Below are 14326 nucleotides of genomic sequence, written 5' to 3'. Positions count from 1 at the left end.
GAGCGGCCGCCGACCTTCTGTCCCCGCGTCGGACTCGAGCCCGAAGGATCTGTGGAGAACGGATCAGCGATCGGTCGCTGTGGACGATGAATCGGCTCCGAGGTCATCGGGCAGGGCGTGTGAACCGAGGCTCTCCACCTCCGCCGTGTCCGACTTCGGGCGTCGACCGACGGAGAGCGCCTTGCGGCCAGCCCAGGTCACTCCGCGTGCGGCCGTGCCGGCCGCGCTCGCCACAGCGCCGCCGACGAACTGCGCGCCGTGCAGCATCCGCAGCTCGAGCTTCTCCGCGCCGTCCACCGGTTCCAACTCGAGCGGCAGTCCGACAGGAGCGGCGCCGAAAGCGCGGTGCGAAGTGGTCAGCACCCTCCTGCCGAGAATGTGGTTGCCGGTGCCGCCGATGACCGCACCGACACCGAACGGCAGTGCCTTTCCGATGAACGACGCCCCGCCCTTCGCTGCGAACTGCTTCACGAACATGCTCTTGAGCTGATCGACCATGGGCCCGACGGCGGCGCGGGGGAGCGATTTCGTCACGAGCTCGCCCCAATAGGCCGTTCTGGTGCCTCCGCGCCCGGCTGCCTGTCCGGCGAGCTGGCCGACCAGCGCGACGCCCTCCTTGCCGAGCATCAGAGTCATGACCAGAGCTCGCGCACGATCGGGATTCGAGACGGCGATGCCGTGCACCTCCGCGACGGACTGAGCGAAGAGTGCGGTCGACTCGACGAAGCCCAACGTCTCGACCCCGGAGAGCGCGAGCGTGACGCCTGTTCCGATGCCGGGGATCACCGCCGTCGCCCCCACGGCGGCGCCGCCGGTCGTCACGGCGGCGAGGTATCGCATCTCGAGGATGCGGATGATCTCCGCCGGCGTCGCGTGCGGGTGCCGAAGACGGATGCTCCGGATGTGCGCGAGCACGAGAGGCCGCTGGATCGACAGCACGCGATCGAGACCGCGGATCGCGAACGGATGCTCGTCCGAACCGGTCGGCGGTACTCCCTTGTCCCACGGCGAGCCGTCAGGGAGGGAATGGATCTTCTGCACCTTCGTCCCCATGACTCAGATACTAGGGAGCGCACCCGCGAAAACGCCGAATGCCCGCCCCCGGAGGGGCGGGCATTCGGACGAAGCAGCAGCGGATCAGACGAAGAGGTTCGCCCGCTCGAGGTCTTCTGCGAAGTCGACCTCGACCGCGTACAGGTCGGAGACGTCCATCGGCTCGAGCAGGATGCCGTCTTCGGCGATCGCGAGTTCGAGGCCGCGCTCGAAGTAGTCCTGGTCCTCGACACGCTGCAGCTGGCGCATGAAGGCCTTCTTGTGAGCGGAGGAGATGTAGTTGATGCCGACGGCCTCGCCGAGACCGCCCTTGACGGTCTTGGACAGCTCCTTGATGAAGCCCTCGGCGGTGACCGTGTACTTCACCTCTTCGTCGCTGACCTTGGAGGTGTTGACCGTGACGAACGACTGGTCGCGCTCGATGTACGCGGCGGCGCGGCCGAGGATCATCGGGTCGAAGACGACGTCGCCGTTCATCCACAGCACGCCGGACTTGCCCGTCGCTCCGAGCGCGCGCAGCAGGCTCTTCGACGTGTTGGTCTCGTCGTAGCGCTCGTTGTGGACGTAGTTGACGTGGGGGAACGCCTCGATGACGGTCTCGGCGCGATAGCCCACCACCGTGGTGATGCGAGCGTCGGAACCGAAGGCTGCACGGATGTTGTCGTGCTGCTGGCGCATGATCGTGCGGCCGTCGCTCAGTTCGGTGAGCGGCTTCGGCAGTGCACGGCCGAGGCGTGAGCCCATGCCTGCGGCGAGGATGACGGTCTGAAGAGTCACGAGTGCTCCTAAAGGAAAGTGTGTTCACGGTCGGTTCACCGACCAGACACTTCTTCGTGCCGAGTTCATGGTAGCGATTCGGGCTGGGAAGCCCCGGGGCTTTGGGGCCCCGTTGCCATTTCGTGATCGAGTACACACGGAACACTCAGATTCGAGCGACATCCGTCAGGACTCAGGATATACGGCTGATTCGGAGGGCGAAATGTTGCGTCGGACCGGATATGGCGGGACCCCGTTGATACCCTCGAACAGTGACTGCTTCCCCCGACGACCGCACCGAAGAGGTGGGCGACGCCGCGAGCACGCCTGCGAAGAAGACACCGGCGCGAAAGGAGCCGGCGAAGAAGCCTCCGGTGAAGCGCGCTCCCGCGAAGTCAGCGGCCTCGAAGGCCGCCACCACCGTCGAGGCGATCGCCGAGCCGGCTCGCACGGAGGACGCGGAGACGCCGCGCACGCCGAAGAGGACGACGGCTGCCGCGGCGCGCACCGCTGCCGCGAAGAATTCGGCCGCGCGAGCGACCGCTCCGCGTGGCACCTCGTCGACGGCTCGAGCCGCGGCCGCGAAGGCCGGAACCGCCGCGGCGAAGAGCCCGGCTCCCCGGACCACGCCCGCGAAGACCGCCGCGGCGAAGGCCGCAGCCGAACGCACGGCGGCGGCGAAGACCTCCGCGCGCACGGCCACGGCGAAGACCAACTCCGCCAGGACCGCAGCTGCGAAGACCGCAGCTGCGAAGCGCGCCGAGGCGAAGGCCGCCGAGGAGGCGAAGGCGGCTGAGGCGAAGGCTGCCGAGGAAGCGAAGGCCGCTGAGGCTCCCGTCGCGGTGGAGTCGACGTCGGACCTGATCGAGGAGATCGTCGTCGAAGAGCACGAACCTGTCGAGCACGCATCGGCGCCGGGGGAGTCTCCGACGCAGGAGGACCTCCCTGTGGCCGAGCACGTTCCGGCCGACGAGGTCGTGATCGAGGAGGTGGACAGCCCCGAGACGGACAGCCCCGAGGTGGACAGCGTCGAGGAGATCACTCCCGGTGCGGCGGCATCCGATCCTGCCGAGACCTCCGAGCCTGCGCGCGACGTGCCCGCGGATTCCGGGACCGAGGCGATCCGCATCCGCGGCCTCGTGAAGAGCTTCGGCGACCACACCGCGGTCAACGGCATCGACCTCACCGTCCCGGCCGGATCCTTCTACGGCATCGTCGGACCGAACGGCGCGGGCAAGACGACCACGCTGTCGATCGTCGCCGGGCTGCTCCGGTCCGATGCCGGCAGCGTGGTGATCTGCGGCATCGACCAGGCCGCCCAGCCCCTCGCCGCCAAGCGGGTGATGGGCGTGCTTCCCGACCGGCTCCGCACGTTCGACCGGCTCACCGGTCGTCAGCTCCTCTTCTACTACGGGCTGCTCCGGGGGCTTGCCTCCGACGTCATCGAGAAGCGCGTCGGAGACCTGGCCAGAGCGTTCGATCTCGGCGACGCACTCAGCCGTGTCGTCTCCGACTACTCCGCGGGCATGACGAAGAAGATCATGCTCGCCGGCGCGATGATCCACTCGCCGCGCGTCCTCGTCCTCGACGAGCCGTTCGAGGCCGTCGACCCTGTCTCGTCCGCTGTCATCCTCGACATCCTGCGGGCCTACGTGTCGCACGGCGGAACCGTCATCCTTTCCAGCCACGGCATGGACCTCGTGGAGCGCGTCTGCTCGCGGGTCGCGATCATCGTCGGCGGCGACGTGCTCGCCGAGGGGACGATCGAGGACGTGCGCGCCGGACAGACGCTGGAAGCGCGGTTCGTCGAGCTCTCCGGCGGTATCGGCGAAGTGGAGGGGCTCGAGTGGCTGCACACGTTCTCCGACTGAGGGCTGCGCTCCTGATCGGGGCGCTGCGCGGCGAACGACGGGGACGCACCCTCGTCATGCTCGTCGTCGTCGTGGCGATCACGGCGGTCGTCTGCGCCGCGGTCCTGAGCCTCGACGACGTGCCTGTCGCCGTCGCGCGCACCGTGATCGTGCTCGGCAGCGCCGCGATCCTCCTGGGCTTCCTGGTCGGTCCGATCCTCGTCGGAGCCGTCGACCAGCTCGATCCCCGTCGGTTCGCCGTGTTCGGCGTCGATGAGAAGCAGATGCCGTGGATACTGGTGCTGGCCGCCTTCGTCAGCGTGCCGAGTGTCGCTCTCCTCGCGGTGAACGTCTGCGTGTGCGTCGTCGCGGTGCAGCTCGGCGCCCCCTGGCCCGCCGCCGTCCTGATGACCCTGCTCGGGGTGCTGACCACGCTGCTGGCCTCGCGCATCGGCATGGCCGTGAACGCGCTGGTGCTCCCGGAGCGGCGCTCCCGCGAGCTCACGGCGCTGTTCGCCCTCGCCCTCGTCGTCATCGCGTTCCCCGTCGCCGTCTTCCTCGCCTCCCTTCGCTGGGACGGGCATGTGCCGGGCGCCGTGGCGTCGATCACCGACACCGTCGGCCTCACACCGCTCGCAGCGAGCCCCGGCTTCCTCTTCGCCGTGGCCGTCGACGACACGGCAGGATCCTGGGTCGCCGGCATCATCGCCGTGCTCACGGCCGCGGTGCTCTGGGTCGTCTGGAGTTGGCTGGTCAGACGGCTGCTCACCACGACCGAACGGCCGGTGACCTCTCGGGAGCGCACCGGACTCGGCTGGTTCGGTCTCCTGCCCTCCAACGCGTTCGGCGCGATCGCGGCCCGCAGCCTGGTCTACTGGCTCCGCGATCGCCGCTACATCATGAACCTCATCGTGGTGCCCGTCGCCGGCGTCCTCACGGTGTTCCCGCTGCTGGTCGCGGGCGTCCCGCTCGAGATCGCCGCGCTCGTCCCCGTGCCGGTGATGGCCCTGTTCTTCGGCTGGCTCCCGCACAACGACGTCGCCTACGACTCGACCGCCCTGTGGACGCACATCGCGAGCGGGGTTCGCGGCATCCCGGATCGGCTGGGGCGCCTTGTGCCCGTCGTGCTCGTCGCCGTGCCCGTGCTCGCGATCGCGGTGCCGCTGACGCTGCTCTGGATCTCCGACTGGCGGCTGCTCCTGCCCCTGACGGGCCTCGCCGCGAGCCTGCTCTTCTCGGCGCTCGGCATCTCCAGCATCGTCTCCGTCGTCGCGCCCTACGCGGTGTCGCGCCCCGGCGACAGCCCGTTCCAGCAGCCGCAGCGGCCGACCTCGCGCGGAGCGTTCGGTCCGGCGGCCGCGTTCCTCGGCGCCATCGTCCTGAGCATCCCGACGATCTGGCTGTTCGTGCTCACGATCGTCGAGGGCTCGGAGTTCGCCCCCGCCACGCTGTGGGCAGGGATCGCGACAGGCGCCGGTGCGCTGGTGATCGGGGTCGCCGTCGGCGGTCGCGTGTTCGAGCGCGGAGGCGAACGTCTCATGGAGTTCGTCGAGACCGCGTGAGACCCGCCCGCTGAGCTCCTCGCGCGACTAGACTCGCGGGATGAGTACTCCGCTGGACAGCCCCGATCAGGGCGGCGTGGCAACGCTTGATCGCGAACTGGAAGAGCTCCTCCGAGAGGAGAACCTCGAACCGGGCGACCACGAGCGTTTCTCGCATTACGTGAAGAAGGACAAGATCCTCGAGTCCGCGATCACCGGCAAGCCGGTGCGCGCGCTGTGCGGCAAGAAGTGGACGCCGGGTCGCGACCCGGAGAAGTTCCCGATCTGCCCCACCTGCAAGGAGATCTACGAGTCGATGGTCGGCTGACCGACGTCAGTCGGCGTCGACGAACACCGTCGGGATCGCCGGGTCGGACTTGCTGAGCGCGAGGGCGCGAACGGGCAGTTCCTCGCGCACTCGAAGATGGTGCGCGCGAGCGGATGCCGTGCCTTCGACGCCCTCGTAAGAGGTGTCGATGTCTCCCGCTTCGACGAATGTCACCTGCAGCGGGCGGCCCTGCGGATGCTCCGACGGGGTGTCGAGCTTCTCGAAACCGTCGGAGACGACCACGGTCTCCTCCGACGCCACGCCGTCGGTCAGCGTGCGGAACGCCGCCTTCCTGCCTCCGTGTGACGCCTTGTCGGCCGAGGCCTTGGCGACGCCGATCCAGGCGCCGTCGGAGTCCTGCCGGGCGACGAGCTTGTAGACCATGCTCGCCGTCGGGTAGCCGGAGCCGGTGACGACGGAGGTTCCCACGCCGTAGGCATCGACGGGTGAGGCGGCGAGTGCCGCGATCGCGTACTCGTCGAGGTCGCTGGTGACGGTGATCCTGGTGCCCGTGGCTCCGAGCTCGTCGAGCTGCGCCCTGACCTCCGCCGCGACGATCGGCAGGTCGCCGGAGTCGATGCGCACTCCGCCGAGTCCGGTGCCGGCGACGCGGATCGCGGTCTCGACGCCGGTGCGGATGTCGTAGGTGTCGACGAGCAGCGTGGTGCCGGTGCCGAGGCTGTCGATCTGCGCGCGGAAGGCGTCCTCCTCGCTGTCGTGCAGAAGCGTCCAGGAGTGGGCGGCCGTGCCCATGGTGGGCAGGCCCCATCGGCGACCGGCCTCGAGGTTGCTCGTGGCGCCGAAGCCGGCGATGTACGCGGCACGGGCGGCGGCCACGGCGGAGTGCTCGGCGGCCCGTCGCGATCCCATCTCCGCCAGCGGGCGCTCGCCCGCGGCGATGCTCATGCGCGATGCCGCGGTCGCGACGGCGGAGTCGTGGTTGAGGACGCTGAGGGCCAGAGTCTCAAGCACGACGGCGTCCGCGAAGGTCCCCTCCACGGTGAGGATGGGGGAGCCGGGGAAGTACAGCTCGCCCTCGCGGTAGCCGCGGATCGATCCGGTGAAGCGGTAGTTCTCGAGGTAGGTCAGCGAGTCGGCATTGACCACGTCGTTGTCGCGCAGGAATCGCAGCTCGTCGTCGCCGAAGCGGAAGTCCCGCAGGAGGGTCAGCAGGCGCCCTGTACCGGCGACCACGCCGAACCGGCGTCCACCCGACAGGCGGCGGGAGAACAGCTCGAACACGCTCGGGCGCGACGCGGTGCCGTCGCGGAGCGCGGCGGCGAGCATGGTCAGTTCGTAGCGGTCGGTCAGAAGCGCCGTCGACGTCGTCATGGGCTTCAGCTTAGTGAGCGCGGCGGAGAGCGCGTCGTGTGCGCGCGGGTAGGCTGGGGAGTCATGAATGACGCCCCGATCGGAATCTTCGACTCCGGTGTCGGCGGGCTCACGGTGGCGAGGGCCATCAGGGCCCAGCTGCCCCGTGAATCGTTCGTGTATATCGGCGACACGGCGCACTCGCCGTACGGTCCCAAGCCGATCGCAGACGTGCGACGCTACTCGCTCGAGGTCCTCGACACCCTGGTCGACCAGGGCGTGAAGATGCTGGTGATCGCCTGCAACACCGCCTCTGCCGCGATGCTCCGCGACGCCAGAGAGCGCTACGACGTCCCCGTGGTCGAGGTGATCGGTCCGGCCGTGCGCCGCGCCGTCTCGACCACGCGCAACGGACGCGTCGGCGTGATCGGCACGGTCGGAACGATCGGCTCCCGCGCCTACCAGGACATGCTCGAGGTGAACGAGACGCTCGAGGTCTTCACGGCCGCGTGCCCGCGATTCGTCGAGTTCGTGGAGGCCGGCATCACCGGCACCCCCGAGGTCCTCGCGGTGGCGGAGGAGTACCTGGCTCCGCTGAGGGATGCCGGCGTCGACACGCTCGTCCTCGGCTGCACCCACTACCCCTTCCTGCGCGGAGCGATCAGCTACGTGATGGGGGAGGGCGTGACGCTCGTGTCGAGCGATGACGAGACCGCCGGAGACGTCTACCGCCAGCTCGTGCGCGGTGACCTGCTCGCACCGCCGGACGCCACGGCGACCTACGTCTACGAGGCCACCGGGGACTCGACGGTCGAGTTCACCGCACTCGCGAACCGGTTGATGGGTCGCGAGGTCCGCGACGTCCAGCTCGTGCAGACCGGGGTCATCGACCTTCCGGCGTCCGTCATCGAATCGCTCTGAACCACCGAATCCCCTGACCGAAGGAAGTCCATGTCATCCATCGTCCGCGCCGACGGCCGCTCCACCGACCAGCTCCGCGAGATCACCATCGAACGGGGTTGGAGCGCTCAGGCCGAGGGCTCTGCCCTGATCAGCTTCGGCGGGACCAAGGTGCTGTGCACCGCATCCTTCACGAACGGCGTGCCCCGCTGGCTCACCGGCAAGGGCAAGGGCTGGGTCACCGCCGAGTACGCCATGCTCCCGCGGGCGACGAACAGCCGCAACGACCGCGAGAGCGTGAAGGGTCGCATCGGCGGCCGCACCCACGAGATCTCCCGTCTGATCGGCCGGGCGCTGCGCGCCGTCGTCGACACCAAGGCCCTGGGCGAGAACACGATCGTGATCGACTGCGACGTGCTGCAGGCTGACGGCGGCACCCGCACCGCCGCGATCACCGGCGCCTACGTCGCGCTGGCCGATGCGATCGAGTGGGGCCGGGAGAAGAAGTTCATCGGCCGGAACTCCACGCCGCTGCTCGACTCCGTCGCCGCGGTGTCCGTCGGCATCATCGACGGAGAGCCCATGCTCGATCTGGCATACGTCGAGGACGTGCGCGCCGAGACCGACATGAACATCGTCGTCACCGGTCGGGGCCTGTTCGTCGAGGTGCAGGGCACCGCCGAGGGCGCGCCCTTCGACAAGCGCGAGCTCGACGCCCTCCTCGACCTCGGCGTCGCCGGCTGCGCAGACCTCAAGGAGCTCCAGTTGAAGGCGCTCGCGGGCTGATGCAGATCGTCCTCGCCACGCACAATCCGCACAAGGTGGCGGAGTTCCAGCAGATCACGGCGTCGACCCGCCCCGACCTGGAGATCATCGGCTACGACGGCCCTGAGCCGGTCGAGGACGGCGTGACGTTCGCCGAGAACGCGCTGCTGAAGGCGCGTGCTGCTGCTGCTCACACGGGGCTCGTGGCGCTGGCCGACGACTCCGGCATCTGCGTCGACGTGCTCGGCGGATCGCCCGGCGTGTTCTCGGCGTACTGGGCGGGGCAGAAGAAGGATGCCGTGGCGAACCTCGAGCTGCTGCTCGACCAGCTGCGCGACATCGCCGACCCGCACCGCGCGGCGCACTTCACCTCCGCGATCGCGCTGGTGACCCCGGAGGGCGCCGAGCACGTCGTAGTGGGGGAGTGGCCGGGGCGGCTCGCGCACACGGCGACCGGCGGGGGCGGCTTCGGCTACGACCCGATCTTCATCCCGGACGGTCAGCCGGCGGGCGAGGAGCGCACGGTGGGCGACTTCACCGCGGAGGAGAAGCAGGCGCAGTCGCACCGCGCCCGCGCCTTCATGGAGCTCGGACCGCTGCTCGCGCAGCTGTGACGGACGACCGGGCGAACTGAGAATCATCACCATTCCCGACTAGCCGGAACCACGTCCTCGGGGCGTGGGCCCGGTCTAGCCTGGTCGTATGCACGATCACGCACCCGCAGCAGGCGGCATCCGCTCGGCAGGCCATCGACGTCTGCTGACGATCTCGCTGTGCCTCACGGCGACGATCATGGTCGTGCAGGTCATCGGCGCCATCCTCACGGGTTCTCTCGCGCTCCTCGCCGATGCGGCCCACATGTTCACGGATGCCTCGGCGCTCCTGATCGCCCTCATCGCCGCGGCCGTCGCCGCGCGGCCCGCCGATGACAGGCGCACCTTCGGATATCAGCGCGCCGAGGTCTTCGGCGCCCTGATCAACGCGGTCATCCTCATCGCGCTGGCCGGATGGGTCGGCGTCGAGGCGATCGGACGACTGATCGACCCAGGGGAGGTCGAGGTCGCCGGCGGCCTGATGCTCGTCGTCGCGGCCGTCGGACTCATCGCCAACGCGATCTCGATGTGGCTCCTCAGCCGGGCGCAGCGCACCAGCATCAACGTGCGCGGGGCATACCTCGAGGTCATGGGCGACCTGATCGGATCGGCCATGGTCATCGTCGCCGCGATCGTGATCGTCACCACCGGATGGATGCCGGCCGACGCGATCGCCTCGATGTTCATCGCCGTGATGATCATCCCGCGCGCGATCTCCCTGCTGCGAGAGGTCTTCTCCGTGCTGGCCGAGTCAGCACCCAAGGGCACGGCGGTGAGCGAGATCCGCACGCACCTGCTCGGCTACGAGGGCGTCGTCGGCGTGCACGACGTGCACGTGTGGCAGCTCACGCGAGGTGCACCGGTCTTCACCGCGCACGTCACCGTCGCTCCGGAGATGTTCGCGGACGGCCGTTCAGCGGCACTGCTGAACGAGATGCAGGCGTGCCTCGCCGAGCACTTCGACGTCGAGCACTCGACGTTCCAGATCGAGCCGGCCGAGCAGTCCGACTGCGAACCGCACCACGCCTAGGCGGTCACGGCGCCCGTGTCGGGGATGCCCGGCCGGGACAGCATGATCGCGAGCACGATGATCCCCGCGATCGGCACGAGCAGCCAGAACGCGTGGCCCCAGCCCTGGCCCGTGTCGCGCAGGCGGCGCACGAGCACGGCCAGCGTCGGCAGCAGCACCGCGATGCCCCACAGGCTCGACAGGATGGCGCCGAGGCTCGAGCCGTCGCCGACCGGCAGCACCTCGAAGACGCCGAGAGCGGCGGCGACGAGGGCGGAGAAGAGGATCCACCACCAGAACTCGGGGCGGGCGGCTCTGCCGGTGAAGTCCGCGTACTTGCGCAGCACGGTCGTGATCGCTTCGCCGAATGACATGGGCGTCCTCCTCCTGGTGGTCGCGCCCATCCTAGAGCGCGCCGCCGCTCGCGTGGAGGATCACGCGTCGACGACGACCTCGGCGGGCGTCTTGTCCGGGCGCAGGCCGCGCCACCGCGCATGGCGGAGGATGCCGTCGGGCGTCCAGTTCGCGAACTCCACCTCGCCCACGAGCTCCGGACGCACCCAGAGCGCGTCCGAGGCGTCGAGGGCTGGCACGCCGTCCAGAGGCGCAGCAGCGACGCGCAGCGGGGTGAGCTGCGAGAGCAGATCTCGCAGCATCCGCTCGGTGAATCCGGTGCCGACCCGGCCGACGTAGCGCAGCGCGATCGGATCGGGCACGGCGAGCAGCAGCGAGCCGATCGTGCCCTCCCTGTCGCCCTTGCCGGGGCGGATGCCGACGATCACCGCCTCCTGCATCCGCGTGTGCTTGAGCTTGAGCCACGACGGCGACCGTTGCCCCGGACGGTAGCGGGAGGAGGGATCCTTCACGACGACGCCCTCCAGCCCGAACTCGCGACTGGCGGCGAGGGCCGCGTCGATGTCGTCGAAGACCGGAGGGGCCTGCACCGGGGCGTCGAGATCGGCGACGACGTCCTCCAGGAGCGTGCGTCGCTGGGCGAGCGGCATCGAGGTGAGGTCGTGCCCGTCGAGGCGCAGGAGGTCGAACGCGAGGTAGAGCACCGGCGTCCGCACCACCTCCCGCTCGATCTCCCGCGGCCTGGTCAGGTGCATCCGATTCTGCAGCAGGGAGAAGCTGGGGCGCCCTGTGCCGTCGAAGGCGACGATCTCGCCGTCGAGCACGGCGTCGGCGACGGGCAGGAAGGGGGCGCCGTCGGCGGTGAGCTCGGGGTAGCGGGCCGTGATGTCGGTGCCGCTGCGGGCGTGCAGCAGCATCCGTCCGCCGGACCACGTGCCCAGGGCGCGGATGCCGTCCCACTTCACCTCCACCCACGGCTGCGGGCTCAGCCCCCTCGCGATGGCGGGGGTGCCGTTCTCGGCCAGCATGGGGGCGACGGGCGCCGGAGTGCCCGGCTCTGCGGGGCGCGGGATGCGCGCGTGCGCGCGGCGTGAGGCGGGGGCGGGCATCGGAGCCGAGACCACACCCGCGGGGCCCGCACCCGCGGGGCGGAACCCGGAGAACGGATCGAGGCCGTCTGCCGCGCGCTCCAGGACCTGGTGGAGGTCGAGCTGGGCGAGAGCCGGATCGTCGAGCTCGTCCCAGGTGCGGGGCGCCGCGACCCACGGCTGCGCCCGGCCGCGCAGCGAGTAGGGGGAGATCGTCGTCTTCTTGCCGTTGTTCTGACTCCAGTCGAGGAACACCTTGCCGCCGCGGGCGGCCTTCGCCATGACGCTCGTCGCCAGCTCGGGGTGCTCGTTCTCGATCATCCTGGCCAGCTCCTTCACGACCTCGGAGATCTCCGCGCTCGTCTGCGCTCCGGGGAGTGCCGCATAGAGGTGGAGGCCCTTGCTGCCGCTCGTGACGGGGACGGTGTCGAGGCCCATGTCCGACAGGATGCCGCGCGCGATCCGGGCGACCTCGGCGCACTGCGCGAGCTCGACGCCGGGACCGGGGTCGAGGTCGAGGACGAGACGGTCGGGGCGACCGGGGAGTCCGTCGGGAGTGAAGCGCCACTGCGGGACGTGCAGCTCGATTGCGGCCACCTGCGCGAGCCACACGAGAGTCGCCACCTCATCCACGAGCGGGTACTCCTTGGGGCCGTCCGAGTGACGGATCTCCTGCCGGGGGATCCACGACGGCGCTCCCCGCTCCAGCTGTTTGGTGAAGAAGGCGTCGGCGGGCTGTGCGGCGGTGCCCACGCCCTCGACCCAGCGCTTGCGGGTGACAGGACGGCCCGCGAGCTGGGGGAGCAGGAGCGGTGCGATCCGCGTGTAGTAGGCGATGACCTCGCCCTTGGTGGTGCCCGTCTCGGGGTAGACGACCTTGTCGAGGTTGGTGACGCGCAGGCGGCGGCCGTCGACCTGCACCATCTGAGCATCCGCGACCATGACGCCAGCGTAGTCAAGGGACTGGTCGTGACGGGTGTGACTGGTGTCTACTGGTGTGATGAGGACGATCTGGAAGGGCGCACTGACCTTCGGTCTCGTGAACGTGCCGGTCAAGGTGTACTCCGCGACCGAGGACCACGATGTGCCGCTGCATCAGGTGCATGAGAAGGACGGCGGACGCATCCGCTACCAGCGGACGTGCGAGGTGTGCGGTGAGACCGTCGCGTACGCCGACATCGATCGGGCGTACGTCGACGAGGGGCAGACCGTCGTGCTCACGAAGGACGACCTCGCCGCGCTCCCCGCCGAGAAGAGCAGGGAGATCGACGTCGTCGAGTTCGTCCCCTCCGACCAGGTCGACCTGCTCACCCTCGACAAGCCGTACTACCTCGAGCCCGACTCGAAGTCGCCGAAGGCGTACGTGCTGCTGCGCAAGACGCTCGAGCAGACCGATCGCACCGCGATCGTGCGGTTCACGCTGCGGCAGAAGACCCGGCTGGCGGCGCTGCGCGTGCGCGGGAAGGTGCTGGTGCTGCAGACGCTGCTGTGGGCGGACGAGGTCAGAGAGGCCGAGTTCCCGGTCCTCGACGAGGACGTGACGATCTCGAAGAAGGAGCTGGAGCTCTCGTCGTCCCTCGTGGAGAGCTACTCGGCCGACTTCGACCCCGAGGCGTTCGTCGACGAGTACCAGAAGGAGCTGCGCACCCTCATCGACGCCAAGATCGAGGCGGGCGACACGTTCGACGCAGCGGTGACGTTCGGAGAATCGGATGCTGAGGCGGCAGGCGGCGAGGTCATCGACCTGATGGAGGCGCTGCGCGCCAGCGTCGCGCGGTCGAAGGAGCAGAAGGCGAAGAACGCCGGCTGAGCCGGGTCAGTTCTTGTCGTCGCCGTCCAGGTCGAGCGCGAGCGCCTCGGCCTCAGCGGCATCCGTCACGACGTCCTCACCGGCGGCCGCGGCCTTCTTCGCCTTGTAGCGCTCGGAGAGGTAGTGCCAGAGCGTGACCAGCGCGGTGCCGCCGACAGCGGCGAGCAGGATCAGGTCGATGTAGCTCTCCACGAAGTGGGCGACCGGCGGGATGAACCCGATCAGGTAGCCGAACATCGTCAGGCCGAAGCCCCAGAGGATCGCGCCGATGAGGTTGTAGAGCGTGTACCGGCGCCACGGCATGTGCCCCACGCCCGCGGCGACAGGCGCGAACGTGCGCACGATCGGCACGAACCGGGCGAGGATGACGGTGATGCCGCCGAAGCGCTCGAAGAACGCGTTCGTGCGCTCGACGTTCTTCTTGCTGAACAGGCCCGATTCCTTGCGTTCGAAGACCGCGGGGCCACCCTTGTGTCCGATGAGGTATCCGACCTCGCCGCCGACGAAGGCGGAGAGCCCGATCAGGAGCGCGACGATCCACACGTTGATGCCGAACACGCCGTGCGGCAGCGCCGCGGAGGTGTGCGACAGGAGTCCCGAGATCACGAGGAGGGTGTCGCCGGGCAGGAGGAATCCGATGAGGAGCCCCGTCTCGGCGAACACGATGAAGCACACCACGAGGAGAGCCCAGGGGCCGGCGTTGCCGATGATGGTGGCGGGGTCGAGCCAGGGAATGAGAGCGGCGTGATGCATGGGGGTCCCGTCGGAGAAAGATGTGCGGCGGTCGAGTGTCTGATCGCACAGAGTGCGATCGAACAGTGCGGAAGGTGGGACTTGAACCCACACGCCCTAGGGCACAGGAACCTAAATCCTGCGTGTCTGCCAATTTCACCACTCCCGCGCGGTGGAATCAGTCTACTGACCGGTGAAACCGGAAATCTGGGGATCAGCCCGGACCCGGGCTGTGG

At 69.3% G+C, this 14326-nt stretch carries 14 protein-coding genes and 1 tRNA gene; 8 read left to right on the top strand and 7 right to left on the bottom strand.

Translation table 11 applies throughout. From position 1 onward, the window contains the following. Window positions 1–63: 63 nt before the first annotated feature. Together CQ047_RS11400 and CQ047_RS11395 are read right to left on the bottom strand one after the other, a co-directional pair. A complete protein-coding gene (locus CQ047_RS11400) occupies window positions 64–1053 on the bottom strand; it encodes a hypothetical protein (RefSeq protein WP_258132608.1) in 990 nt (329 codons plus the stop codon). Window positions 1054–1137: 84 nt separating this feature from the next. Continuing rightward, on the bottom strand, window positions 1138–1830 hold the full coding sequence (locus CQ047_RS11395) for an NTP transferase domain-containing protein (RefSeq protein ID WP_105675295.1): 693 nt from the start codon (window positions 1828–1830) through the stop codon (window positions 1138–1140). Window positions 1831–2081: 251 nt separating this feature from the next. Between CQ047_RS11395 and CQ047_RS19115 the strand changes: the two genes are divergently transcribed. From CQ047_RS19115 to CQ047_RS11380, 3 genes are read left to right on the top strand one after another with little or no spacing between them, the layout of a single operon-like run. Continuing rightward, a complete protein-coding gene (locus CQ047_RS19115; RefSeq protein ID WP_258132607.1) occupies window positions 2082–3680 on the top strand; it encodes an ABC transporter ATP-binding protein in 1599 nt (532 codons plus the stop codon). Then, window positions 3656–5221, top strand: a complete 1566-nt coding sequence (locus tag CQ047_RS11385) for a hypothetical protein (RefSeq protein ID WP_105675293.1) — start codon at window positions 3656–3658, stop codon at window positions 5219–5221. The genes CQ047_RS19115 and CQ047_RS11385 overlap by 25 nt, the downstream gene beginning before the upstream one ends. A 40-nt stretch (window positions 5222–5261) precedes the next feature. Beyond that, window positions 5262–5528 (top strand): DUF3039 domain-containing protein, encoded by a 267-nt coding sequence (locus tag CQ047_RS11380; protein ID WP_028503536.1) that lies wholly within the window; start codon window positions 5262–5264, stop codon window positions 5526–5528. A gap of 6 nt (window positions 5529–5534) precedes the next feature. On the opposite strand, the gene CQ047_RS11375 is transcribed toward CQ047_RS11380, so the two are convergent. After that, window positions 5535–6860 carry a nicotinate phosphoribosyltransferase gene (locus CQ047_RS11375; protein ID WP_105675291.1) on the bottom strand — a complete coding sequence of 442 codons (1326 nt, stop codon included), beginning with the start codon at window positions 6858–6860 and terminating at the stop codon, window positions 5535–5537. A gap of 63 nt (window positions 6861–6923) precedes the next feature. Between CQ047_RS11375 and murI the strand changes: the two genes are divergently transcribed. The 4 genes from murI (at window position 6924) to CQ047_RS11355 (ending at window position 10127) form a co-directional block, all read left to right on the top strand. Continuing rightward, window positions 6924–7760 (top strand): glutamate racemase, encoded by an 837-nt coding sequence (gene murI, locus CQ047_RS11370; RefSeq protein WP_105675289.1) that lies wholly within the window; start codon window positions 6924–6926, stop codon window positions 7758–7760. A gap of 30 nt (window positions 7761–7790) precedes the next feature. Next, entirely contained in the window at window positions 7791–8525 is a 735-nt protein-coding gene (gene rph / locus CQ047_RS11365; protein WP_105675287.1) for a ribonuclease PH, read from the top strand. Next, on the top strand, window positions 8525–9118 hold the full coding sequence (rdgB, locus tag CQ047_RS11360; protein ID WP_105675285.1) for an RdgB/HAM1 family non-canonical purine NTP pyrophosphatase: 594 nt from the start codon (window positions 8525–8527) through the stop codon (window positions 9116–9118). The genes rph and rdgB overlap by 1 nt, the downstream gene beginning before the upstream one ends. An 88-nt stretch (window positions 9119–9206) precedes the next feature. Beyond that, complete coding sequence (locus CQ047_RS11355) at window positions 9207–10127, top strand: cation diffusion facilitator family transporter (RefSeq protein ID WP_105675283.1); 921 nt, start codon at window positions 9207–9209, stop codon at window positions 10125–10127. On the opposite strand, the gene CQ047_RS11350 is transcribed toward CQ047_RS11355, so the two are convergent. Together CQ047_RS11350 and ligD are read right to left on the bottom strand one after the other, a co-directional pair. Next, on the bottom strand, window positions 10124–10480 hold the full coding sequence (locus CQ047_RS11350) for a DUF805 domain-containing protein (RefSeq protein ID WP_105675281.1): 357 nt from the start codon (window positions 10478–10480) through the stop codon (window positions 10124–10126). The genes CQ047_RS11355 and CQ047_RS11350 overlap by 4 nt on opposite strands. A 60-nt stretch (window positions 10481–10540) precedes the next feature. After that, window positions 10541–12490 carry a non-homologous end-joining DNA ligase gene (ligD, locus tag CQ047_RS11345; RefSeq protein ID WP_105675279.1) on the bottom strand — a complete coding sequence of 650 codons (1950 nt, stop codon included), beginning with the start codon at window positions 12488–12490 and terminating at the stop codon, window positions 10541–10543. Window positions 12491–12548: 58 nt separating this feature from the next. Here ligD and CQ047_RS11340 point away from each other — a divergent pair, with 58 nt between their 5' ends. After that, on the top strand, window positions 12549–13358 hold the full coding sequence (locus tag CQ047_RS11340; RefSeq protein ID WP_105675393.1) for a Ku protein: 810 nt from the start codon (window positions 12549–12551) through the stop codon (window positions 13356–13358). 6 nt (window positions 13359–13364) lie between these two features. Here the strand turns inward: CQ047_RS11340 and CQ047_RS11335 are convergent, their stop codons facing one another. Together CQ047_RS11335 and CQ047_RS11330 are read right to left on the bottom strand one after the other, a co-directional pair. Beyond that, window positions 13365–14111, bottom strand: a complete 747-nt coding sequence (locus CQ047_RS11335; RefSeq protein WP_105675277.1) for a DedA family protein — start codon at window positions 14109–14111, stop codon at window positions 13365–13367. Window positions 14112–14177: 66 nt separating this feature from the next. Further along, a tRNA-Leu gene (locus tag CQ047_RS11330) sits at window positions 14178–14259 on the bottom strand. Window positions 14260–14326: the final 67 nt, after the last annotated feature.

It is taken from the genome of Microbacterium sp. MYb72, assembly GCF_002979415.1.
Classification (GTDB): Bacteria; Actinomycetota; Actinomycetes; order Actinomycetales; family Microbacteriaceae; genus Microbacterium; species Microbacterium natoriense.
This window is presented reverse-complemented; position numbering and strand designations above follow the sequence as displayed.

Coding starts and splice junctions, on each gene's coding strand:
- CQ047_RS11355 (WP_105675283.1), top strand. CDS start 9,207: ATGCACGATCACGCACCCGCAGCAGGCGGCATCCGCTCGGCAGGCCAT.
- CQ047_RS11340 (WP_105675393.1), top strand. CDS start 12,549: ATGAGGACGATCTGGAAGGGCGCACTGACCTTCGGTCTCGTGAACGTG.
- CQ047_RS11375 (WP_105675291.1), bottom strand. CDS start 6,860: ATGACGACGTCGACGGCGCTTCTGACCGACCGCTACGAACTGACCATG.
- rdgB (WP_105675285.1), top strand. CDS start 8,525: ATGCAGATCGTCCTCGCCACGCACAATCCGCACAAGGTGGCGGAGTTC.
- murI (WP_105675289.1), top strand. CDS start 6,924: ATGAATGACGCCCCGATCGGAATCTTCGACTCCGGTGTCGGCGGGCTC.
- CQ047_RS11335 (WP_105675277.1), bottom strand. CDS start 14,111: ATGCATCACGCCGCTCTCATTCCCTGGCTCGACCCCGCCACCATCATC.
- rph (WP_105675287.1), top strand. CDS start 7,791: ATGTCATCCATCGTCCGCGCCGACGGCCGCTCCACCGACCAGCTCCGC.
- CQ047_RS11380 (WP_028503536.1), top strand. CDS start 5,262: ATGAGTACTCCGCTGGACAGCCCCGATCAGGGCGGCGTGGCAACGCTT.
- CQ047_RS11350 (WP_105675281.1), bottom strand. CDS start 10,480: ATGTCATTCGGCGAAGCGATCACGACCGTGCTGCGCAAGTACGCGGAC.
- CQ047_RS11400 (WP_258132608.1), bottom strand. CDS start 1,053: ATGGGGACGAAGGTGCAGAAGATCCATTCCCTCCCTGACGGCTCGCCG.
- ligD (WP_105675279.1), bottom strand. CDS start 12,490: ATGGTCGCGGATGCTCAGATGGTGCAGGTCGACGGCCGCCGCCTGCGC.